Source organism: Streptomyces sp. NBC_01317 (genome assembly GCF_035961655.1).
GTDB lineage: Bacteria > Actinomycetota > Actinomycetes > Streptomycetales > Streptomycetaceae > Streptomyces.
Genome location: NZ_CP108393.1, coordinates 7,840,325 through 7,861,057, shown reverse-complemented (window position 1 = coordinate 7,861,057; position 20,733 = coordinate 7,840,325). Strand labels below are relative to the sequence as shown.

The 20,733-nt window shown below is 72.4% G+C and carries 19 protein-coding genes; 9 read left to right on the top strand and 10 right to left on the bottom strand.

Annotated elements, in window-relative coordinates:
• Nucleotides 1–4: 4 nt before the first annotated feature.
• Genes OG349_RS33925 through OG349_RS33915 form a run of 3 tightly spaced genes read right to left on the bottom strand, consistent with a single transcriptional unit; the run spans nucleotide 5 to nucleotide 2,567 of the window.
• Nucleotides 5–784, bottom strand: a complete 780-nt coding sequence (locus OG349_RS33925) for an amino acid ABC transporter ATP-binding protein (protein ID WP_327238252.1) — start codon at nucleotides 782–784, stop codon at nucleotides 5–7.
• Complete coding sequence (locus OG349_RS33920) at nucleotides 781–1,689, bottom strand: amino acid ABC transporter permease (protein ID WP_327238251.1); 909 nt, start codon at nucleotides 1,687–1,689, stop codon at nucleotides 781–783. Before OG349_RS33920 ends, OG349_RS33925 begins: the two co-directional genes overlap by 4 nt.
• A complete protein-coding gene (locus OG349_RS33915) occupies nucleotides 1,686–2,567 on the bottom strand; it encodes an ABC transporter substrate-binding protein (RefSeq protein WP_327238250.1) in 882 nt (293 codons plus the stop codon). Before OG349_RS33915 ends, OG349_RS33920 begins: the two co-directional genes overlap by 4 nt.
• A gap of 143 nt (nucleotides 2,568–2,710) precedes the next feature.
• Between OG349_RS33915 and OG349_RS33910 the strand changes: the two genes are divergently transcribed.
• Both OG349_RS33910 and OG349_RS33905 read left to right on the top strand, forming a co-directional pair.
• Nucleotides 2,711–3,460, top strand: coding sequence for a class I SAM-dependent methyltransferase (locus OG349_RS33910; RefSeq protein ID WP_327238249.1), 750 nt, complete (start codon nucleotides 2,711–2,713; stop codon nucleotides 3,458–3,460).
• Nucleotides 3,461–3,551: 91 nt separating this feature from the next.
• Entirely contained in the window at nucleotides 3,552–4,394 is an 843-nt protein-coding gene (locus OG349_RS33905; protein ID WP_327238248.1) for a class I SAM-dependent methyltransferase, read from the top strand.
• Between the two features lie 39 nt (nucleotides 4,395–4,433).
• Here the strand turns inward: OG349_RS33905 and OG349_RS33900 are convergent, their stop codons facing one another.
• The 6 genes from OG349_RS33900 to OG349_RS33875 all read right to left on the bottom strand — a co-directional run bounded on the left by OG349_RS33900 (nucleotide 4,434) and on the right by OG349_RS33875 (nucleotide 10,589).
• Complete coding sequence (locus OG349_RS33900) at nucleotides 4,434–5,321, bottom strand: SDR family NAD(P)-dependent oxidoreductase (RefSeq protein WP_327238247.1); 888 nt, start codon at nucleotides 5,319–5,321, stop codon at nucleotides 4,434–4,436.
• A 46-nt stretch (nucleotides 5,322–5,367) separates the two neighbouring features.
• On the bottom strand, nucleotides 5,368–6,381 hold the full coding sequence (locus OG349_RS33895) for an alcohol dehydrogenase catalytic domain-containing protein (RefSeq protein WP_327238246.1): 1,014 nt from the start codon (nucleotides 6,379–6,381) through the stop codon (nucleotides 5,368–5,370).
• Between the two features lie 120 nt (nucleotides 6,382–6,501).
• Nucleotides 6,502–7,530, bottom strand: a complete 1,029-nt coding sequence (locus OG349_RS33890) for a serine hydrolase (RefSeq protein ID WP_327238245.1) — start codon at nucleotides 7,528–7,530, stop codon at nucleotides 6,502–6,504.
• A 102-nt stretch (nucleotides 7,531–7,632) separates the two neighbouring features.
• A complete protein-coding gene (locus OG349_RS33885) occupies nucleotides 7,633–8,883 on the bottom strand; it encodes a D-arabinono-1,4-lactone oxidase (protein ID WP_327238830.1) in 1,251 nt (416 codons plus the stop codon).
• Between the two features lie 208 nt (nucleotides 8,884–9,091).
• Entirely contained in the window at nucleotides 9,092–9,658 is a 567-nt protein-coding gene (locus OG349_RS33880; RefSeq protein ID WP_327238244.1) for an NUDIX hydrolase, read from the bottom strand.
• Between the two features lie 91 nt (nucleotides 9,659–9,749).
• Nucleotides 9,750–10,589 (bottom strand): MmyB family transcriptional regulator, encoded by an 840-nt coding sequence (locus OG349_RS33875; protein WP_327238243.1) that lies wholly within the window; start codon nucleotides 10,587–10,589, stop codon nucleotides 9,750–9,752.
• A 223-nt stretch (nucleotides 10,590–10,812) separates the two neighbouring features.
• Between OG349_RS33875 and OG349_RS33870 the strand changes: the two genes are divergently transcribed.
• The 3 genes from OG349_RS33870 to OG349_RS33860 all read left to right on the top strand — a co-directional run bounded on the left by OG349_RS33870 (nucleotide 10,813) and on the right by OG349_RS33860 (nucleotide 14,128).
• Nucleotides 10,813–11,553: a sulfite exporter TauE/SafE family protein gene (locus OG349_RS33870; protein WP_327238242.1), complete on the top strand. Its 741-nt coding sequence runs from the start codon at nucleotides 10,813–10,815 to the stop codon at nucleotides 11,551–11,553.
• Between the two features lie 48 nt (nucleotides 11,554–11,601).
• Nucleotides 11,602–13,245 carry a serine/threonine-protein kinase gene (locus OG349_RS33865; protein WP_327238241.1) on the top strand — a complete coding sequence of 548 codons (1,644 nt, stop codon included), beginning with the start codon at nucleotides 11,602–11,604 and terminating at the stop codon, nucleotides 13,243–13,245.
• A 73-nt stretch (nucleotides 13,246–13,318) separates the two neighbouring features.
• Nucleotides 13,319–14,128: a VOC family protein gene (locus OG349_RS33860; RefSeq protein ID WP_442806348.1), complete on the top strand. Its 810-nt coding sequence runs from the start codon at nucleotides 13,319–13,321 to the stop codon at nucleotides 14,126–14,128.
• A gap of 602 nt (nucleotides 14,129–14,730) precedes the next feature.
• On the opposite strand, the gene OG349_RS33855 is transcribed toward OG349_RS33860, so the two are convergent.
• On the bottom strand, nucleotides 14,731–15,042 hold the full coding sequence (locus OG349_RS33855; protein ID WP_327238240.1) for a UBP-type zinc finger domain-containing protein: 312 nt from the start codon (nucleotides 15,040–15,042) through the stop codon (nucleotides 14,731–14,733).
• Nucleotides 15,043–15,263: 221 nt separating this feature from the next.
• Here OG349_RS33855 and OG349_RS33850 point away from each other — a divergent pair, with 221 nt between their 5' ends.
• From OG349_RS33850 to OG349_RS33835, 4 genes are all read left to right on the top strand, one after another.
• Entirely contained in the window at nucleotides 15,264–16,187 is a 924-nt protein-coding gene (locus OG349_RS33850; RefSeq protein ID WP_327238239.1) for a hypothetical protein, read from the top strand.
• Between the two features lie 368 nt (nucleotides 16,188–16,555).
• Nucleotides 16,556–19,510, top strand: coding sequence for an AfsR/SARP family transcriptional regulator (locus tag OG349_RS33845; protein WP_327238238.1), 2,955 nt, complete (start codon nucleotides 16,556–16,558; stop codon nucleotides 19,508–19,510).
• Between the two features lie 106 nt (nucleotides 19,511–19,616).
• Nucleotides 19,617–20,144, top strand: a complete 528-nt coding sequence (locus tag OG349_RS33840) for a sigma-70 family RNA polymerase sigma factor (protein WP_327238237.1) — start codon at nucleotides 19,617–19,619, stop codon at nucleotides 20,142–20,144.
• Nucleotides 20,145–20,218: 74 nt separating this feature from the next.
• The gene (locus OG349_RS33835) at nucleotides 20,219–20,728 is read left to right on the top strand and encodes a hypothetical protein (RefSeq protein WP_327238236.1); all 510 of its coding nucleotides are present in this window, start codon (nucleotides 20,219–20,221) and stop codon (nucleotides 20,726–20,728) included.
• The last annotated feature ends 5 nt before the right edge of the window (nucleotides 20,729–20,733 follow it).

Genomic DNA, 20,733 nt, shown 5'->3' with positions numbered 1-20,733 from the left:
TCCCTCAGAGCCGGCCCGCCTCCACGATCCGGCGCAGGAACTGCTGGGTGCGGTGCTCGCGCGGTGCGCCGAAGACCTCGGCCGGGGTGCCGCGTTCCAGCACCACGCCGTCGTCCAGGAAGCACACCTGGTCCGCGACCTCCCGGGCGAAGCCCATCTCGTGGGTGGCCAGCACCATCGTCATGCCCTCGCCCTTGAGGTCCCGTACGACCGACAGCACCTCGCCCACCAACTCGGGGTCGAGCGCCGCCGTGATCTCGTCGAGGAGCAGCAGCCGGGGCCGTACCGCCAGGGCCCTGACGATCGCCGCGCGCTGCTGCTGGCCGCCGCTGAGGCGGTCCGGGTACTCCCCCGCCTTGTCGGCCAGGCCCAGCCGGGCGAGCAGTTCGCGCGCGCCCGCCTCCGCCTCGGCGCGCTCGACGCCGAGGACCCGGCGGGGGGCGAGGGTGACGTTCTGGAGGACCGTCATGTGCGGGAAGAGGTTGTACGCCTGGAAGACGACGCCGATACGGCGGCGCACCGCGTCCGGGTCGGCCCGGGGGTCGGTGATCTCCTCGCCGTCGAGGAAGATCGCCCCGTCGTCGATCTCCTCCAAGAGGTTGGCGCACCGCAGGAGCGTCGACTTGCCGGAGCCCGAGGCGCCGATCAGCGCCGTCACGGTGTGCTGCGGGACGTCGAGGCTGACGTCCCGCAGGATGACGCGGTCCCGGCCGAAGGTCTTGCGTACGGACTCCAGCCGCAGCACGGGGGTGGCCCCGTTCCGGTCGTTTCGGTCGGCCGTCATACGGTCCCTCCCTGCGCGCGCCGCCGGTCCATCCGGGCCGTGACCCAGTCGGTGAAGCGGGTCATCGGGATCGTCAGCGCGACGAAGACGAGGCCCGCGACGACGTACGGCGTGTAGTTGAAGTACTTTCCGGCGATGATCTGCGCCGCGTAGACGGCGTCGACCGCGCCGGCGATCGACACGAGGCCCGTGTCCTTCTGGAGCGAGACCAGGTCGTTGAGGAGCGGCGGCACCACGCGCCGTACCGCCTGCGGGAGCACCACGTACCGCAGCGTCTGCGCGCCGGACAGCCCCAGCGAACGGGCGGCGGCCCGCTGCGAGGGGTGGACGGACTCGATGCCCGCGCGGAAGACCTCGGCCACGTACGCGGAGTAGGTGAGGACGAGCGCGGTGCCGCCGAGCACCACCGGGTCGTTGGTGACGCCCTGGAGCCGGAGGGCCGGGACGCCGAAGACGACCATCAGCAGGCAGATGATCAGGGGCAGTCCGCGGAAGAAGTCGGTGTACGCGGTGGCCAGCGCGCGGACCGGGAAGAAGACCGGGCCGCGCAGCGTCCGGGCGACGGCGAGGAGCAGGCCGAGCAGGAGGACGCAGACACCGCAGATCGCCAGCAGCCGCAGGTTGAGGAGCAGGCCGTCGAGGACGTCCGGCAGTGCCATGCGGGCGTACTTGGCGCTGAAGAACGTCTCGCGGGTGCGCTGCCAGCCGGGCGAACCGGTGATGACGACGAACAGGACGCCGCCGGTCACCAGGGTGGAGAGGGCGGCGATCGCGGTGGCGCGGCGGGCCCGGACCCGTTTGAAGCGCTCGCGCTCCAGCCGCCGCGCCGAGGGGGTGTACGTGTCCCCGACGGGGCTCCCCCCGCCGTTCTCGCCGTTCTCCTTGCGGATGGTGCCAGTGGTCACTTGAGCACCGGAGCGTCCACCGCGTCCGACAGCCACTGCTTCTCCAGGTCCGCGAGCGTGCCGTTCCCGCGCAGCCCGTCGACGGCCCGGGTGACGCAGGAGGTGAGCTTGCTGCCCTGGTCGAGCACGAGCCCGAACTGCTCGGTGGCGCCGCCCGCGTTGGGGAACTGGCCGACGACCTCGGCGTCGGTCACCTCGGCGCCGGTGATGTAGAAGGCCGTCGGCAGGTCCACGACGATCGCGTCGACCTGCTTGTTGCGCAGCGCCGACTTGGCGAAGTCGTTCTTCTGGTAGACGGCCGGCTTCCGGCCGGGCTTGATGACGTCGTTGATCGTGTCGAGGCTGGTGGTGCCGACCTGGGCGCCCAGTTTGGCGCCCTTGAGGTCCGCGATCGTCTTCGCCTTCGCGTACGGGGAGCTCTTCAGCGCGATGACGGCCTGGCGCACGTCGTAGTAGCCGGACGAGAAGTCGACGGCCTGCTTGCGTTCGTCGCTGATGGAGACCTGGTTGATGTCGAAGTCGAAGTCCTTCGCACCCGGTGAGAAGGAGTTGTTGAAGGGCACCGTCTGCCAGACGACCTGGTCCTTGCCGTACCCGAGGGCCTCGGCGACGGAGTACGCGACGGCGGACTCGAATCCCTTGCCGTTGGCCGGGTCGTCCTGGAACCAGGGCGCGTACGCCGGCTTGTCGGTGCCGATCGTCAGCTTGCCCGCGGTGTGCGTGGCGAGTTTCCCCTTGTCGCAGGCCGGCGCGGTGGCCGACGTTCCGGGGGACGCGGCGTCGTCGGACGCCGAGTCGTCCTGCGGGGCGCAGCCGCCGACGGTGACAGCGGCGGCGACAAAGAGGGCGGGAAAGCCGATTCGGGCTCTGAGGTGCATGGCGGGAGAATTGCACTCCACGGGCCGCGCTGTCGAGATCACCTGATTGCGATCGTATGAAATTCCACCGATGTGTGTTTTCTCCGCGCTCGGACCCGCCCCCCGCACCGGAGCCGCCGCGTGCGCGACTAGGCTCCTGAGTGATGTTCACCCCTCAGGGCCCGACCCTTCGCGAACTCGCCGTCCAGGCGCTCTCCTCCATCGAGCACGGCTACGACCTGCTCGCGCCCAAGTTCGACCACACGCCGTTCCGTACGCCGGAGCGGGTGCTGGACGCGGTGACCCGGGCGGTACGGCCGCTCGGCCCGTTCCGTAGGGGCGTCGACCTCTGCTGCGGCACCGGGGCCGGGGTGGGGGTGCTGCGGCAGGTGTGCGAGGAGCGGGTGACCGGGGTCGACTTCAGCGCGGGCATGCTCGCCGAGGCCGCGGCCCGGTTCGGTGACGATCCGCGCCCGGGACCCGCCGTCGGCTGGGTACGGGCCGACGCCCGCGCCCTCCCCTTCACCTCGGCGTTCGACCTGGCCGTGAGCTTCGGCGCGTTCGGGCACTTCCTGCCCGCCGAGCGCCCCGGACTCTTCGCCCAGGCCCACGCGGCGCTGCGACCCGGCGGCCTGTTCGTCTTCCCCGTGCCGGCGCCGCCGCCGGTCGGCTCGCGGCTGTACTGGACGCTGTGGGGCTTCGACGGCGTCATGCGGCTGCGCAACCTCGTACGCCGTCCGTCCTTCGTCATGTACTACCGCACCTTTCCCCTGCCGGATGTGCTGGCCGATCTGACCCGGGCCGGCTTCACGACCGAGCTGCTTCCCCTCCCGGACCTGGGCGAGCGGCCCGACGGAACGCCGCGGGGCGCGCTCATGGTCGCGCGCCGGGGCGGATCGGCGCATTCGCGGTAGCGCTCGGCCGCTGCCCGTTCGTCGGTCACCGGGGATGGGCACGGTTGAATGGGAGAGGCACACCGCAGGCGAACACGGGAGGACCAGCGCCATGGACCACGGGACACCACGAACGGTCGCGCTCTCCGCCGTCCCGGAGACGCTGCTGTGGAATCTCTACCACCGCTCGTTCGCGGCCCGGCAGCCGGTCGCCGCGTTCGAGGACCCGCACGCGGTCACGCTCGTGGACTCCATCGACTATCCCTTCGAGGAGACGTTCGGGCCGCCGAGCCCGTTCCTCGCGCAGGGCCAGGCGCTGCGGGTGCTGACCTTCGACTCGGTGGTACGGGACTTCCTCGCCGAACACCCCGACGGCACGGTCGTCGCGCTGGGCGAAGGACTGGAGACCCAGTTCTGGCGGGTGGACAACGGGCGCGTGCACTGGCTCTCCGTCGACCTGCCGGAGACGGTGGCCGTCCGGCGGGACCTGCTGCCCGACGGTGAGCGGCGCCGTACGCTCGCCTGTTCCGCCCTCGATCCCGCGTGGATGAACGAGGTCGACACCTCCCGGGGTGTCCTCGTCACCGCGCAGGGACTGCTGATGTACCTGCGCCCGGCCGAGGTGCGGGAGCTGATCGCCCGGTGCGCCGAGCGCTTCCCGGGGGGCGCGCTCGTCTTCGACGCGGTGCCGCGCTGGTTCAGCACGCGGACGGCGCACGGCGGGATGACCACCGTGCAGGGCTACACCACCCCGCCGATGCCGTGGGGCATGAACGCGGGCGAGCTGCGGAAGGTCTTCACCGCGCATCCGGGCATCAGCGAGGTGCGGGAAGTGCCGGTCCCCCGGGGTCACGGGGTGTTCTTCGGCGCGGTGGCTCCTCTCGCCCGCCGTGTGCCGGGTGTACGGAACCTGCGGCCGACCATGACCGTCCTGACGCGTTTCGCACCGCGCTGACCGCACCCGGCGGCGGAGTCCCCCTCGGTGCGGGGGTCGTCAGTGCGGGACCAGCAGATCCTCCAGGCCGATACGGGTGAGGAACTCGGCGCGGATGTGGTCGGCCACGGCGCTCACCGTGCCGCTGCCGTCGTCGGCCGGGTCGACATGGACGCGGAAGGGCCGCTTGCCGTGCTCGGTGTCCACGACCTCCACGACCGCGGCGGCGACCTGCGACACGTCCGCGTCGTCCGGGGCCAGATCGGCCGGCCGCCCGGAGACCTGGCCCATCAGCCCCGCGTACTCCTCCTCATAGGCGGGGATCACCGTCCGGTCGGCGGGCCGGCCGCTGGTCGCGAAGTGCTGGGTCCCGGTGGTGAAGGACCCGGGCACGACGATGGTCGTCTCGATGTTGAAGCGGGCCAGCTCGGCGGCGTACGTGACGGCCAGCGCGTCCTCGGCGGCCTTGGCCGCGAAGTAGGGGCCGAGGTAGGGCGGGGTGCCGCCCTTGGCGGAGCTGGAGCCGACCCAGAGGAGCAGGCCGTCGCGGCGGGACCGCAGGTGGGGCAGGGCGGCGCGGTTCACCCGCTGGGCGCCCAGCACATTGGTGTCGTAGACGCCGGTCAGCTCCTCCGCGGTGAAGGCCTCGGCGGGGCCGACGACCATGTGACCGGCGTTGTGCACCACCACGTCCAGCAGCCCCGAAGCCGCCAGGACGGTGTTGACGGCGGTGTCGGCGGAGTCCTGCGACAGGACGTCGAGTTCGACGGTGCGCAGGTCCACCCGGTGTTCCTCGGCATACGTCTTGGCCTCGTCGACCCGCTTGGCGTTCCGGCCGGTCGTGTCGCGCATCACCGCGTACACGGTGTGGCCGGCGTCGGCCAGCGCGCGGGCCGCCAGAGCCCCGAATCCGGAGCCGGCGCCTGTGATGATGATCGTCTTTCCCATGACGAACTCCTGTGGAAAAAAGCGGACGGGGCGCGCGGACGCGCCCTCAGTCGAACGCGATGACCGACCTGCCGTGCGTACGGGCTCCGGTGGCCAGCCCGTCCACGGCGGCGGGCGCGTCGTCCAGGTCGATCGGGGTGATCTCGGGGAGGATCCCGTGCTGGGCCGAGAAGGCGAGCGTGTCGCGCAGGTCGTGGGGGGAGCCGGACGGGCTGCCCGTCACACGCAGCCGGCTGAGGACCATCTGCTGGCTGGGCACGGTGACCGGCCCGGAGCCGTATCCGCAGAAGACCAGGGTGCCGCCGGGGGCGAGGCCGCCCACGGTGGCGTTCCCGGCTTCGGTGGCGGGGGCGGCGTTCAGGATGACGTTCGCTCCGCCGTCCCACTCCTTGAGGGCCACCGCCGGATCGGTCTCGGCGCCGGCCACGAACAGTTCCGCGCCCATCTCCTTGGCCCGGTCGTCGCCCCGCCGCGAGCGGCCGACCACGGCGACGCGGGCTCCCATGGCGATGGCGTACCGGATGGCGAGGGCCCCGATGCCGCCCGCGCCGACAACCGCGACGCGCGAGCCCGCGTGGACGTCCGCCCGGCGCAGCGCGTTGAACGCGGTGAGGCCCGCGCACATCAGCGGGGCCGCCGCGACGGGGTCGAGCCCGCTCGGCAGCGGTGTGACAAACGCGCCCTTGAACACGCCGTACTCCGCGTAGCCGCCGTCGGCGACGACGCCGGTGATCCGCTTGTGGGGGCAGAGGATCTGGTCGCCGCTGACGCAGTAGTCGCAGGAGCCGTCCGAGTCGTAGAGGAACTGCGCCCCCACGGCGTCACCGACGCGGTGTCCCGCGACGCCGTCGCCCACCGCGGCGATCGTTCCGGTGATCTCGTGGCCGGGGATCACCGGGAACCGGGCGAAGGGGTAATCGCCCTGGATCAGTCTGAGATCGGAGAAACACACTCCACACGCGGTCATCTTGACGAGGACTTCCCCGGTGCCGATGTCGGGGACATCCCGCTCGACCCGTGACAGCGGTGTGTTCACCGCGTTCGCAACAACTGCACGCATGCCGGATCCACCTCATCCACGACGACAACTTGAGCGGTATCCCTCCATTGTCGCGAGATCGGCGCATTTGCGCAGAGGCGGTCGCCCCCGGCGTCCCCGCGGGCCGGAACGGCGGGCGAATCAGGCGGTCAGAGCCGACACGGCCGCCTTCGCCGCACGCTCCACCAGCGAGATCCCGCTCTCCATCGAGACACTGCCCTTCGACACCACGGCGAGCAGGTAGGGGTGTCCGTCCACGGTGACCTCGCCGATGCTGTTGATGTCCCACAGCCCGGTCGCGCTGCGCGGCAGCCAGCCGTTCTTCAGCCCCACGGCCTTGCCCGCCGCCGAGACCCCCCAGTCCTGGCCGTCGGCTATCCGTCCCATCAGCGTCCGCGCGTAGGACCGGGACGAGGCGGTCAGCGGGGAGTCCTCGCCGAACACCGCGGAGAGCAGTATCAGCTGGTCGGGGGCGGTGGTCTGGGTCAGGCCCCACAGCCCGCCCGCGCCCGCGGTGGTGTCCCTGAGCCCCAGGCGGCGGTTCGCGGCGTCCAGACCGCCGGCCCCGCCGATGATCCCCCAGAGGGCGTCCGTCGCCGCGTTGTCGCTGACGCGGATCATCGAGGACGCGTACGACCTCTCCGCGGCGGTGAGCCCGCGGTGTTCGTCCTGCGCCTTGAGCAGCAGGGCCGCCAGGATGTCGACCTTGACGATGCTCGCCGTGTCGTACGTCCGGCCCGCCTTGACTCCGTACCGCGCCCGGCTCGTGTCGTCCAGGTCCACCACCGCCACGGACAGGGAGGCCGGGGTGGACGCCATCGTGTCGTGGAGCTTCGCGGAGAGGAGGGTGTCCCGGTCGGCGGGTACGACGGCCCGTGCCGTGCTCCTGGACGCCTGGGGCGACGGGGACGGGATCGACGGGGTGTCGGGGAACAGGGTCCGGAGCAGGGGTACGACCCCTGAGGGCGGGGCCGGTGAGGAAGCGGGCAGGCTCAGCGTCCCGAGGCCGCCCACCCTCAGTTCCGACTCCGGGCGGCTCTGCGCGGACGCGTCGAACCCGCCCGCCACCGCGCATCCGGTCATGAGCAGGACCACCGCGGACGAGGTGGTGAGGGCGTGCCGGCGCCGCGCGGAGGACGCGGGGCGCCGCGCGGGGGGAATGCGGGGCATGTCGCGAGGTTAGGAACCGAAACTGGGTCCCGGCTATGCCCCAGGTAAAAATCCGGTGACAAATCACATTCCGGGCCGGCCGGAAACCACCGGGGGGATCCGTCAGCGGGGGAAGTACCGCGCGATCAGCTCGTTGCGGAACACCCCTGCGGGATCCAGCCGGGTGGTCAGCCGCTCGAAGTCGCCGTAGCGCTCGTACAGCTCCCTCATCCGCTCGGGGCCGGTGGTGAACAGCTTGCCCCAGTGCGGCCGCACACCGAACGGAGCCAGTGCCTCCTCGATGGCGCCGAGCACGGGGGTGACGGCCCCGGTGTCGGGGATCCAGGTGAAGTGGAAGGCCACCGAGTCGCGTCCGTACGCCGGACTCAGCCACAGGTCGTCGGCCGCGAGCGTGCGGATCTCGCCGACCTGGAGGACGGGCGCGATCCGGTCGCTGATCCGTGCCAGGGCGTCGAAGGCGGCGGGGCCGTCCTCGCGCGCCACGAAGTACTCGCTCTGGAGCTCGTCGCCGTTGCTCGGGGTGAACTCGGGCCGGAAGTGGGGGAGCCGCTCGTGCCAAGGTCCCGGGGCGCCCGACTGGGGGGTGCAGGTCACCGGGTCCATGCCCGGCACGGGGTGGCGGGGGCCGTCGGCCAGGGTCGCGCCCAGCCAGCGGCCGGGCGCCCGGTCCTCGCCGTACTCGGGACCGGAACCGGCGGCGGTGTCACCGGCCCGCTGCTTGAGCCAGACCTGGGCCTTCTCGTCCGGCTGCCAGCGGGTGAACACACTGACGCTGTACGCGGCGGACAGGACGTCCTCGAAACGCTCACGCAGCCGCGCGTACGGCAGCCCGTCGTACACCCATTGCCTGACGTCGTAGGACGGTACGAGAGCGAGTGTCATCCGGGTGACGACGCCGGTGGCCCCCAGCGCGACCACCGCTCCCGCGAAGTCGTCCTCGCCGCGGCGGAGGTTGCGCAGCCCGCCGTCGGCGGTGACGAGGTCCATCGCACGTACGGCGGTGGCCAGCGAGCCGTTGCCGATACCGGAGCCGTGGGTGCCGGTGGCGCAGGCGCCGGCGACGGAGATGTGCGGGAGCGAGCCGAGGTTGTGGAGCGCGAGGCCCGCGGCGTGCACGGCCCCGGTGAACGCGGCGAAGCGCAGTCCCGCGCCGACCGTCACCGTCAGGGCGTCCGGGTCGACCTCCACGGTCGGTGGCAGGCCTGCCACCGACACCAGGTCGGCGGTGGTGTCCGCGAGGGTGTTGAAGGAGTGCCCGCTGCCCAGTGCCCGTACGCGGTGGCTGCTCGCGACGATCTCCCGCAGGTCGTCCACGGTGGCGGGGCGGTGCACCCGCGCCGCGCGGAAGGCGATGTTGCCCGCCCAGTTGGTGAGGGGCTGTGCGGTGAGGGGCTTTACGGTGAGGGGCTGGCCGCCCGGGACGTCGGACCGGCCGGGCGTGCGGGGCACGGTGTTCTCCTTCACTGCGTGCGTACGCGCGGGCCTGACCCGTACGTACGTCCTGCTTCGTCGTCTCGCAGCACTCTGGCACGCCCGTATTGGGGGCGTGCCCCCGCCCCTCTCAGCGCCCGGCTGCGGCGAGCAGCCTCTCCACGCGCCGGATCGTGTCGCGGACGTTGGCCAGCGCGGTGTCCTCCACGGCCTCGGCGGGGGTCAGCCACCGCAGGGGCGCGTCGGGGTGCTCGGGGCGCGCGTCGTCGGGCCGGGCCGTGGCCAGGACGAAGCGCAGGTCGGCGTGTTCGTGGGCCGGTTCGTCGCGCCGGGCGGGGACGGGCACCACCGCCACGTGGACGAGCGACGCGTCCGGCCACGGTGTCAGGTCGGTGAGCCCGGTCTCCTCGGCGCCCTCGCGCAGGACGACGGCGAGGGGTTCGCTCTCCCCCGGGTCGCCGTGGCCGCCCACCTGCAACCACGAGCCCATTCCCGGGTGCCGGCGCATCAGCACCCGGCCGCTCGGCGGGTGCACGATCAGCGCGGAGGCCGTCGCGTGGAGGGGGTTCGAGCGGAGCCACGGATCCGGCGCGGTCCCGGCCAGTTCGCGGACGCGCCGTACGTCGGCCGCCTCCGCCGGGTCCTGCGCGCGGTATCCGTCCAGCGCCTCGATGATCGGTGTGCCCACAACGTCCATTCCGGGGAGCGTACGGAGGCGGGCGGGCCGGTGTCCTCCGAATATCCGGGGCCCGCTCCCCCGACCCGTACGCGACCCGCCGGTGCGCGGCTCAGCGCTCGGCGAGATGCGCGCCGACCACGGACAGCAGCTCAAGCCGCCGCTGCGCCTGGGTACCGGGGGCGGCGGTGAACACCGCGAGCACCTGCGACCTGCTCTCCTCGATGAGCGCCTGGCAGTCCAGTTCGACCACCCCCACCTCGGGATGGACGATCCGCTTGCGGCGCCCCCGGAGCACACCGACCTCGTGATCGGCCCAGATCCCCGCGAACTCGTCGCTCTCCGCCCGCAGCCGGGCCACCAGGGCCCGCGACCTCGGGTCCTGTCCGCGCCGTACGAGCGCCGCACGCAGGTCGGCGACCATCACCCGGCTCTCCTCCCGCTGTTCCTCCAGCGGGTACGCGGACCGGGCGCCCGGTTCGGTGAACCACCGGTAGACACCGCTGCGCGCCGCGCCCGTGCGGTGCTCGAAGTCGCCGAACAGCGCCCTCGCCAGGCGGTTCTGCGCGAGGGTCTCGCCCAGATCGGTCATGACCTGCGCCGGGGTGTCGTAGAGCCGGTCCAGCATGCGCAGCAGCGCCGGGCTGACGTGCTCGCTCGCCGCGTGGCGTTCGGGAATGTGCTGCCCGGCCAGCCGGAAGAGGTGGTCCCGCTCGTCGAGGGTCAGCCGCAGCGCCCGGGCCAGGGACAACAGCAGGGCCGGGGAGGGCTGGGGCGCGCGCTGCTGTTCGAGTCCCGCGTAGTAGTCGGCGGACATCGTGGCCAGGGCCGCGACCTCCTCGCGCCGCAGTCCGGCCGTCCGCCCCCGGACGCCCGGCCCGAGCCCGACGTCCGCGGGCCGGAGCGCTTCTCGGCGGGCCCGCAGGAAATCAGCCAGTTGAGCTCTGTCCATGTGTCCAGTATCAGGGGCTTCGCCGGACTCAGCCAGGGATCGCCGATCCCTGGCTGACCGCTCTCTGCCGGCAGTGGACCGAAGCCGCTCGGGAACGGGGCGACCGCGTCACCGCGACCGCCCGGGACCTCACCACGCCGGAACCGCTCGCCGAGCGCCATGGCGACCGCGCGGTGCCCGGCGGAGGGCGCGCAGGCAGGAAGGCATACCATCACTTCCCGGCATGGACATATCGTGGTGGGGATTCGCGGCACTGGCGGCGGCGGCGACTCTGGTCGGCTTCTCGAAGACGGCCGTGAGCGGAGCCAACACCGTCAGCCTGGCGGTGTTCGCGACCGTCCTGCCGGCACGGGAGTCGACGGGCGTCCTGCTGCCCATTCTGATCGTCGGGGACGTCCTGGCGGTCCTGACCTACCGGCGGCACGCGCACTGGCCCACGCTGTGGCGGCTGTTCCCCGCGGTCGCGGCGGGGGTCCTGCTGGGCACGGTGTTCCTGCTCCTGGCGGGGAACGACGCCGTCCGTACGTCCATCGGGGCCATCCTGCTGCTGATGGCCGGCGTGACGATGTGGCGGCGGCGGGGCGGGGCGGAGGCCTCGGTGTCGTCCGGCGGGCGTGTCAAGGCAGGTTCGTACGGGGTGCTCGGCGGCTTCACCACGATGGTCGCCAACGCGGGCGGTCCGGTGATGTCGATGTACCTGCTCTCGGCGGGCTTCCAGAAGCTGGGCTTCCTCGGCACCTCGGCGTGGTTCTTCCTGATCGTCAACACGACCAAGGTCCCGTTCAGCGTGGGGCTGGGCCTGATCGACGTCCATTCCCTGCTGCTCGACGCCGTCCTGGTCCTGTTCGTCCTGCCGGGCGCGTACCTCGGCAAGGTCTGTGTGAACCGTATCGACCAGCGGCTCTTCGAACGGCTCGTGATCGGGGCGACCGTGCTCGGCGGTCTGCAACTGCTGCTGCGGTGACACGCCCTAGAGCGGAAGTGCCCACGGGCGCCTCGTACCCTGAGCGCCATGAACCCAGGGGGATCCGAAGGACGTGTCATCGACGGCCGGTTCGAACTGCTCGACCGGCTGGGCGGCGGCGGTATGGGCCTCGTGTGGCGCGCCCGCGACCTGGCCCTTCACCGTGAGGTGGCGCTCAAGGAGGTGCGGCCGCCGGACCCCGCCATGATGGCGGCGGACCCGACGGCCGCGCGGGTGCTGCGCGAGCGCGTCCTGCGGGAGGCGCAGGCCCTCGCCGCGATCGATCACCCCGGGGTGGTGACGATCTATCACATCGTGGACGCGGCGGAGGTCGCGCATCCCTGGATCGTCATGGAGCTGGTGCCCGGCCGTTCGCTCCAGGAACGCCTGGAACAAGGGCCGTTGACCCCCATGGAGGCCGCCACGATCGCCCGTGGTGTGCTGTCGGCGCTGCGCGCGGCGCACGCGGTCGGCATCCACCACCGCGACGTGAAACCCGCCAACGTGCTGCTGCGCGCCGACGGCCGCCCCGTGCTCACGGACTTCGGGATCGCCGCGCTGCGCGAGTCCTCGAACCTCACGGCCACGGGCGAGCTCATCGGCTCCCCCGACTACATCGCCCCCGAGCGCATCCGGGGCGACGAGGGCAACCCGGCGTCCGACCTCTGGTCCCTGGGCATGCTGATGTACGTCGCCGTCGAGGGACGGCATCCGCTGCGCAGGACGTCCGCGCTGGCCACGCTGGCGGCCGTGCTCGACGAGGAGATACCGCCGCCCGTCCACGCCGGGCCGCTGGCGCCCGTACTGGCGGCGCTGCTGGACCGGAACACGGCCGCCCGGCCGGACGCGGCGGCGCTCGACGGGCTGCTGGCGGCGGTGGAGCGCGGGGCGCGGTGGCCGGAGCCCGCGGACGCGATGCCCGGTACGCCCACCACGCGGCTGCGCGCTGCGGGGCCGCCGCCGCAGGTGCCATTTCCGACGCCTCCGTACGCGCCCCCGCGGCCCGTCTCCACGAACACGCCGGCGCGGGTCCGCCTGGCCCGCAGGATCTCCATCGCCGCGACGGTCGCCGGGATCGCCGTGGCCGGGACGTTCGCCTGGTACGTGTCGCCGCTGTCGGGCGGCTCCGACGCCACGGACGGCGAAGGCGGCCCGTCCGCCGACCGCCCCGCCGCCTCGGCGCCCGACCGGTCGCCGTCCCGGTCCCTCTCCCCCACGCCCACGCCGACACCCACGCCTGCCGCCTCCGAGGACCTGTTGTCGCCTGCGGCCGTCAAGAAGATCATCGCCGCGCTCGACCCCGTCATGGGCGGTACGGAGGCCACCAGCTTCACGGTGCACGAGCAGTTCGCCTCCGCCGAGGCGCTGGTCAAGGGCGAGAAGAAGCTGTTCGACCGGTACGAGTACCGCAACGGCGCGGCCACCCGCCTGGGCCCCGGCCGGGAACTCGTCTCCGGGGAAGGCAGCGTCGACCTCACGTCCTTCGACTGGGACAAGATCCCCGAGCTGCTCCGCAAGGCGGACAACGATCTCGGCGTACGCAAGCCGACCAGTCACTACCTGATCGTCGAGCCCGCGTGGGTGTTCGCCGACGACCAGCCCGTGCTCCTCGTCTACGTGTCCGACGAGTACGGGGGCGCGTATCTGGCCGCCGACCGGAAGGGAAAGGTGCTGAAAACGTACCCGCGTTGATGTGCGATCGCGACCGGCTGCCGACGCTCCGGGGCCGGCCTGGCAGAGTAGGGGCTCATTCGAGGAGTCGGACGTGGGCGGAGTGAGCGGTGTGAGCGGTGTGGAGCGCGACAAGGTCAACTCGCAAGCTGTGGCGGGAGCTCCCTGCTGGGTGACGCTCCTCTCACGCGAACTCTCCGCGTCACAGGCCTTCTACGGGAACGTCCTCGGCTGGACCTACCGCGCCGCGGGGCTGGGTGACGACTTCTGCGTCGCGCTCTCCGACGGGATGGCCGTCGCCGGCATCGGCGCGCTCGCCTCCTCGCTCCAGGTCGCGGTCTCCTGGACCCCGTACTTCGCCGTCGCGAACGTGGACGAGGCGGCGGCCCGCATCCGCGAACGCGGCGCGACCGTGGCGGTGGGGCCGCTGGCCTTCCACACGGGGCGCGCCGCGCTCGCCATGGACCCCGACGGGGCCGCCTTCGGCATCTGGGAGGGCGCGGTGCGGTCCGACTGGACGGTGGGACGCGGGAGCGCGCCGGCCTGGCTGGAACTGCGGACGCGCGACACGGTCGACGCGGCGAGATTCTACGGGCAGGTCCTCGGTTGGGCGCCGGAGACCGCGGACGGTTTCACGCTCGTCCACGAGGACGACCACGCGGTGCTGCGGCAGGACGAGCAGGTGGTGGCGCGGATCCGCGGGGGCGCGGTGCAGGCCACGCCGGATCCGCAGTTGCGTCCGCGGTGGCATGTGTACTTCCGGGTGCCGGAGGTTTCCGGGTCGGTGGAGGCGGCGGTGAAGGACGGCGGGGTGTTGATCTCGCCTCCGGAGGCGACGGAGGGTCTCGATGAGGCGACTCTGCGTGACCCGGATGGTGCGCTCTTCACGGTGACGTCGCGGTAGCCTCTGCCCGGTGCGTTTGGCGCGGGTTACTGATGTCCTCAATCGCCGGACGGGCTGGGTTTGTCGTGGTGACGGGGGGCGGGGCCTGCGGAGGTACGTATGTCCGGACTGCATGTTTTACGGCGCCTCAGGGACTTGTTTGGTTCACCGGTAGTCATGCGCCACAAAACACGCTTTACGTCCGGACACACGCACCTCCTCCGACCCCACCCCCCTCACGCCGAGGGTGAGCTCAACGACCCCGCCGGTCCGGGGAGCCTCACCTCCACCCGGTGGACAGTGCCGCTTACTGATGTCCTCAAACGCCGGAGGGGCTGGATGGTGCCCCCGTGCCCTCCAACGCCGGGGCGGGCCGGGGTTTGTCTTGACGCGGGCGTGAAACGGGGACGGGCAGGGGTCGTGTCCGGAACGTAGAGCGTGTTTTGTGTCGCGTGACTACCGTGAATGTCCGGAGTCCCCGAACGCGACGTAAAACATGCAGTGCAGGACACGACCCCTGCCCGGCCCCCGGCAACAACCCGCACCCAGGCCCCCGGGCCGCAGCGGGCACAACCAAGCCCGTCCGGCGATTGAGGACAATCAGTAACCCGCGCGGACACCCCTCACCGCACAGGCGCAACGCCCTCGACCTCAAAGACGATCTCGTCCTCGTAGCACCACCACCACCCCTCCCCCGGCTCGTAAGACCGGATCAACGGATGCCCGGTCGCCTCATAGTGCGCCGTCGCGTGCTTGTTCTTCGACGAGTCGCAGCAGCCGATGTGCCCGCACGTCTGGCACTCCCGCAGGTGCACCCAGCTGTCACCCAGCGCCACACAATCGAGGCAGCTGTCCTCGCTGTCGGGCGTCACCTCGTCCACATCCGCGAGATGGCCACAGATCAGCCCGCCGGTCCGCTCTTCGTTGTTCGCCATATCGCCGCCGCCCGTCCGACCGCACAGGTCACTTCGAGTCAGTGCACCTTCACCGTAAGGCCGGTCCCGCGCGGACGCCAGCAGGGAGGTATCGCGGGGGCGGGCCCTGGGTATCAAGCCTGCGTGTGCGGCACCGGACCGGGTGCCGCAGGGGGACGGGGGGCAACAGGGTGAAGCTTTTACGTGCGCGCAGGTCAAAAACCGCTACCGCGCTCGGTGCCGTGCTGGCACTCGCGCTGCCGTTGACGGCGTGTTCCGGCAACGGGGACGGGGACGGGGACAGCAGCGGGGAGCCCAAGAACCGGGCCACAGCCACAGCCCCGGCACCGACGCCGACCCCGACCCCGACCCCCGTCGACCCCACCGCCTACCGCCACGCACTCGCCAAGATCGTCGCCCCGCTCGACACCGCCCTCCGCAAGGTGGACCGCGCGGGCGAGGGCAAGGCGCTCGACACCGCGCTCGACACGGCCGGCACCGCCGCGGACACCGCCGCCGGCCTGCTCGACCTGGAGCGGGCGCCCGACGACGCCTGGAGCGCCCACAGCGATCTCGCCGACGCCGTGCGTGACCTGGGCATCAGCCTCGTCGACGCGCAGTCGGGCGGCGGGCGCTGCGCCACCTCGCCGCGGATCACCCTGCGCTCGGACGACGCGCTGGGGTCCGTGCGGGAGGCGGACGCCGCGCTGACCGCGCTCGGTTACGCCGTGGACCTCAAGCTGCCCCGTACGGAAAAGGCCAAGCACCGGCGGCTCGGGAACAACTCCCTCGTGAGGGACCGGCGGCAGGGGGGCCTCGGCCGGCTCGTCATCAAGAACGGCACCTCGTCCGACGCGGTGGTCACCCTGGCCAAGGGGCAGCGGACCAACTTCACCGTCTACATACGCAAGGGCAAGGACGCGACCGTCCGGCGCGTCGCCGACGGCGCGTACACCGTGTACTTCGCCTCGGGCACGGACTGGAATTCGTCGAAGAGGTCCTTCACCCGTGACTGCTCGTTCCAGAAGTTCGACGACAAGGCGGATTTCAACACCCGCCAGGTCTCCGGCGGCACGCAGTACACGATCCTGACCTTCTCCCTGGAGAAGACGATCGGTGGCAACGCGACGACCAGCGAGGTGCCCGAGGACGAGTTCCCGTCCTGATCACGGCCCGGGACGGCGGCGGGAACATTCTCCGGGGGGGCCGCCGTTGAACACACTGAGGATGCGGATGGAACAGTGTCCCCGGGCCCCATTTGAGAATCGCCCATGGGGAAGATCGTTCGGCTGAAGCCCCATGGAGCCCATCGCCGCGAGGCGACCGCCATCCGCACCCTCCCCTCATTCGACCCCGATCGGCGTCCCCCGTCCGGTCGGGGTCTCTTGTTGCCTCCGTACAGTCACGCAAATCCGGTTAATAGCTGTTACCTGCATCTATTGCGCGGCCAACTCCCCCCGGGAACACACCTGTTGCCGTTCCACGGGTGCGCCGACCCGTCACCTGGCGAAGTGACCGCCTAGACTCGCCGACTGTGCGTTTCTCAGTTTTGGGGCCGGTCAGAGCCTGGCGTCACGGAACCGAGCTGGAACTGGGCCCTCCCAAGCAGCGGGCCCTGCTCGCGCTGCTGCTGACGCAGGCGGGGCAGCCGGTGGCCGTCCACGAGATCCTCGACGTGCTGTGGGGGCAGGATCCCCCGGACAGCGCGGTGAACGTGGTGCACCGGCACGTGGGCGCGCTGCGCCGCCTCCTGGAGCCCGATCTGCCGACCCGCGCGGCCTCCCGGCGGCTGGTGCGCGGCTCCGGCGGATACCGCCTGGACGTCGACCCGGACGGGCTGGACCTGCTGCGATTCCGCGCCCTGCGGGACGCGGCCGGGCAGGCGTCCGAGGCCGGGGACCCGGCCGGCGCCACCGAGCTGCTCATCGAGGCCCTCGGCCTCTGGCGCGGCCCCACGGCCACCGGGATTCCCCCGCAGATCCAGGCACACCCCGTCTTCGCCGCCGTCGACCGTGAGCACCTCGCCGTGGTGAAGGAAGCCGCGGAGAGGGCGCTGGAGACCGGTCCGAGCCTCACCGGACGGGTGCTGATCACGCTCCGGCACGCCGCAGCCCACCACCAGCTGGACGAGGTGCTCCAGGCCCGGCTGATCGTCGTCCTCGCGGCGACCGGCCACCAGGCCGAGGCCCTCGGCGTCTATCAGGCGGTACGGTCCCGGCTCGCCGACGAGCTGGGACTGGACCCGGGACCCGAGCTGCGGGCCGCCCAGCAGCAGGTCCTGCGCCAGAGCGTGCCGGCCGGACCTCCCCCGGTGGTGCCCCCGGCCGAGGACGGCGGCGGGGACGCCGGCGAATCCGTACCGCCCATGGAGCCCGCCGGCGGGCGGAACGACGATCCGGCCGGTCCCGGGAACACCGGGGAGCGGACGTACGCGCCCAAGGTGCGCCCGGCGCAGCTGCCCGCCGACCTGTCCGCGTTCACCGGCCGCCGCTCCGAGCTGGCCAGGAGCCATGCCCTGCTGCCCGACGAGGGCGAAGGGCCGGCCGCCGTGGTGATCAGTGCCATCGGGGGCATGGCCGGTGTCGGCAAGACCACGCTCGCCGTGCGCTGGGCCCACGAGGTCGCCCACCGCTTCCCGGACGGGCAGCTCTACGTCAACCTGCGCGGCTTCGACCCGACCGGCTCGGTCATGGACCCGGCCGACGCGATACGTACCTTCCTCGACGCCTTCGGGGTGCACCCGAACCGCATCCCCACCGGTCTGGACGCGCAGGCCGCGCTCTACCGCAGTCTCCTCGCGGGCCGCCGGGTGCTCGTGCTGCTGGACAACGCCAGGGACACCGAGCAGGTACGCCCCCTGCTGCCGGGGGCACCCGGCTGTCTGGCCATCGTCACCAGCCGCAACCAGCTCCACGGGCTGATAGCGGCCGACGGCGCGCGCCCCGTCACCCTGGACGTGCTGACCGTCTCCGAGGCGCGGGAGTTCCTGGCCCGGCGCCTGGGCGCGGACCGGCTCACCGCCGAGTCCGGCGCCGGCGACGAGATCGTCGCCCTCTGCGGCCGTCTTCCGCTGGCCCTGGCCATCGTCAGCGCCCGCGCCGCCGTCCACCCCGGTTTCTCGCTGTCCTCCATCGCCGCGGAGCTGCGCCGCGGTCACGGCAGTCTCGACGCCTTCGCCGGCGGGGACCCCGTCACGGACGCGCGCAGCGTCTTCTCCTGGTCGTACCGCACCCTCTCCCCCGCCGCCGCGCGGCTGTTCCGGCTGCTCGCCCTGCACCCGGGGCCCTGCTGCTCGACGGCCGCGGCGGCGAGTCTGGTCGGCCTCCGGGAGCCGGAGGCGCGGGCGCCGCTGGCCGAGCTGGTCCGCGCGCAGCTGCTCACCGAGGAGACGCCGGGCCGCTTTGCCTCGCACGAGCTGCTGCGGGCGTACGGCGCGGAGCTGGCGCACGCGCACGACTCCAAGGACGACCGGTCCGCCGCCCGCCACCGGATGCAGGACCACTACCTGCACACCGCGCTGGCCGCCGACACGTCGATGGCGCCCCACCGGGAGCGTTTCCCGCTGCCGCCGGCCGCGCCCGGCTCCGGTCCGCTCACCTTCCCCGACGCGCGGGAGGCCGCGGACTGGATCGAGAGGGAGCGCTCCGTCCTGCTCTCGTCCGTCGAGCAGGACGCCCGGTACGGCTCGACCGGCCACTGCTGGCGGCTGGCCGCGATCCTGGAGCTGTTCCTCGACCGGCGCGGACGCTGGCAGGAGCAGCTGACCCTGCAGACCTTCGCGGTGACGGCGGCGCAGCGGCTCGGTGACGTGTACGGGCAGGCGCACGCGCATCAGGTCCTCGGGTTTGTCAGCGGACGGCTGAAGCGCCACGACGAGGCCCGGGCCCAGCTGTCCCGGGCGCTGGAGCTGTACGGGGAGCTGAACGATCCGATCGGCATGGGCAGGGCCCATCGGTACCTCGCGTACCAGTCCAACGGGCTCGGCCGCCACCTCCAGGCCCTGGAGCACTACCGGCAGGCGGCCGTGTACTACCGGGAGGCGTCCCACACCGCCGGCCTCGGCAGCATCTTCAACGAGGTCGGCTGGACCTACATCCTGCTCGGCGAGCACGAGAAGGCGCTCGGCCAGTGCCGTCAGTCCCTGGCTCTGCACCAGGAGATCGGGGACCGCAACGGCGAGGCGGCGGCCTGGGACAGCCTCGGGTACGCCCATCACCACCTGCGCCGGTACCAGCAGGCCCTGGCCTCGTACGGGCACGCCCTGGACCTGTACCGCGATCTGCGCGACTGCCCGCTGGAGGCGGACACGCTCGTGCACATCGGCGACACCCAGGCGGCGCTGGGGGCTCCGGTACGGGCGGCCTCGGCCTGGGCGCACGCGCTGGAGATCTTCGACGGTTTCGACCATCCGGACGCCGAGGCGGTCCGGGACAGGCTCCACCGCCTCGGCGAGCCGTCGCCCCGCGACTCACCGGCGCTGAAGGTCTGACGCCGAGGGGCCGACGGGTTTCCGTCACTTTTTCGGCACAGGGTCCTGCCTAGGCTCGGTGGCGCTCCCGCCCGGAGCCGGCACGATCCCCCTCAGGAACCAGGACATGAAGCCCATCACGGCACCGAAGGCCTCCTCGCAGGCCGGCCAGGAACAGCTCCTCCACGTACTGGTGGCAGATCACGGGAAGGCGCTGCTCGCGTACGCCGAGAAGCTGCTGAGCGACCGCCAGCTCGCCGAGGACGTCGTCCAGGAGACGATGATCCGCGCCTGGCGCCACACCGAGCGGCTGTACAGCACGGACGGTTCCGTCCGTGGCTGGCTGCTCACGGTCACGCGCAACCTGATCATCGACCGGATGCGCAGCGCCCCCAACCGGTACGAGACGGTGGGCACGGACAACCAGGACATGGCGCAGCGGGACCACGCGGACTCCGTGCTCGCGTCGGTCGACGCGACCCACCTGTTGCGGCAGTTGTCGGTGGAGCACCGCGAGGTGCTGGTGCACACGTACATCTGCGGCCGGACCGTGCAGGAGACGGCCGGAATCCTGGGCATACCGCCCGGGACGGTGAAGTCCCGCCAGCACTACGCGCTGACCAACCTCCGCCGGCGGGTGCAGGGCGCGAACTGAGCCGCGCCCGCGCTCCGCACGCCGTGGCACAGTCTCCGGGACGGCACAGGGCGACGGAACGAGGGGCGCGGGCGATGGCGGGGGACGACGGGGTACGGAGCGGCGGGGCCCCGGGCCACGGGGCGGGCGGCGACGGCGGGTTCGAGGCGGCGACGGGTGACGGGCCGGTGCCCGGTGCGGCGCCCCGGGTGCGGGCCGCGGAGGTACGGGTCGCCTTCGAGGGGCTGCTCCAGATCCGCCGGCTGACGCACACCGGGACCGGCGACCCCGTGGCCGTACCGGCGGCGTGGGAGCGGCAGCGGCCGGTGCGGGCCGTGGCGCTCGTGCTGGAGGCGGCGGGGATCGCGCCGTCCGCGGTGGACGCGGCCGGGCGGCGGGTGGCGACCGGCTTCCAGGTGCGGGAGGGCGAGCGGCCGGGGACCGTACGGGTGGAGTGGGTGGGTCCGCCCGGCGGCGGGGCGGCCCAGGACGAGGAGCGCGCGCTGGGCGGCTGCGCGGCGGAGCTGGGGCGCCTGGGGTGGGAGGCGCTGCTGTACCGGGGTCCCAGCAGGCGGCGGTTCCTGGAGGTGGAACCCCTGCCGTGAGAGCG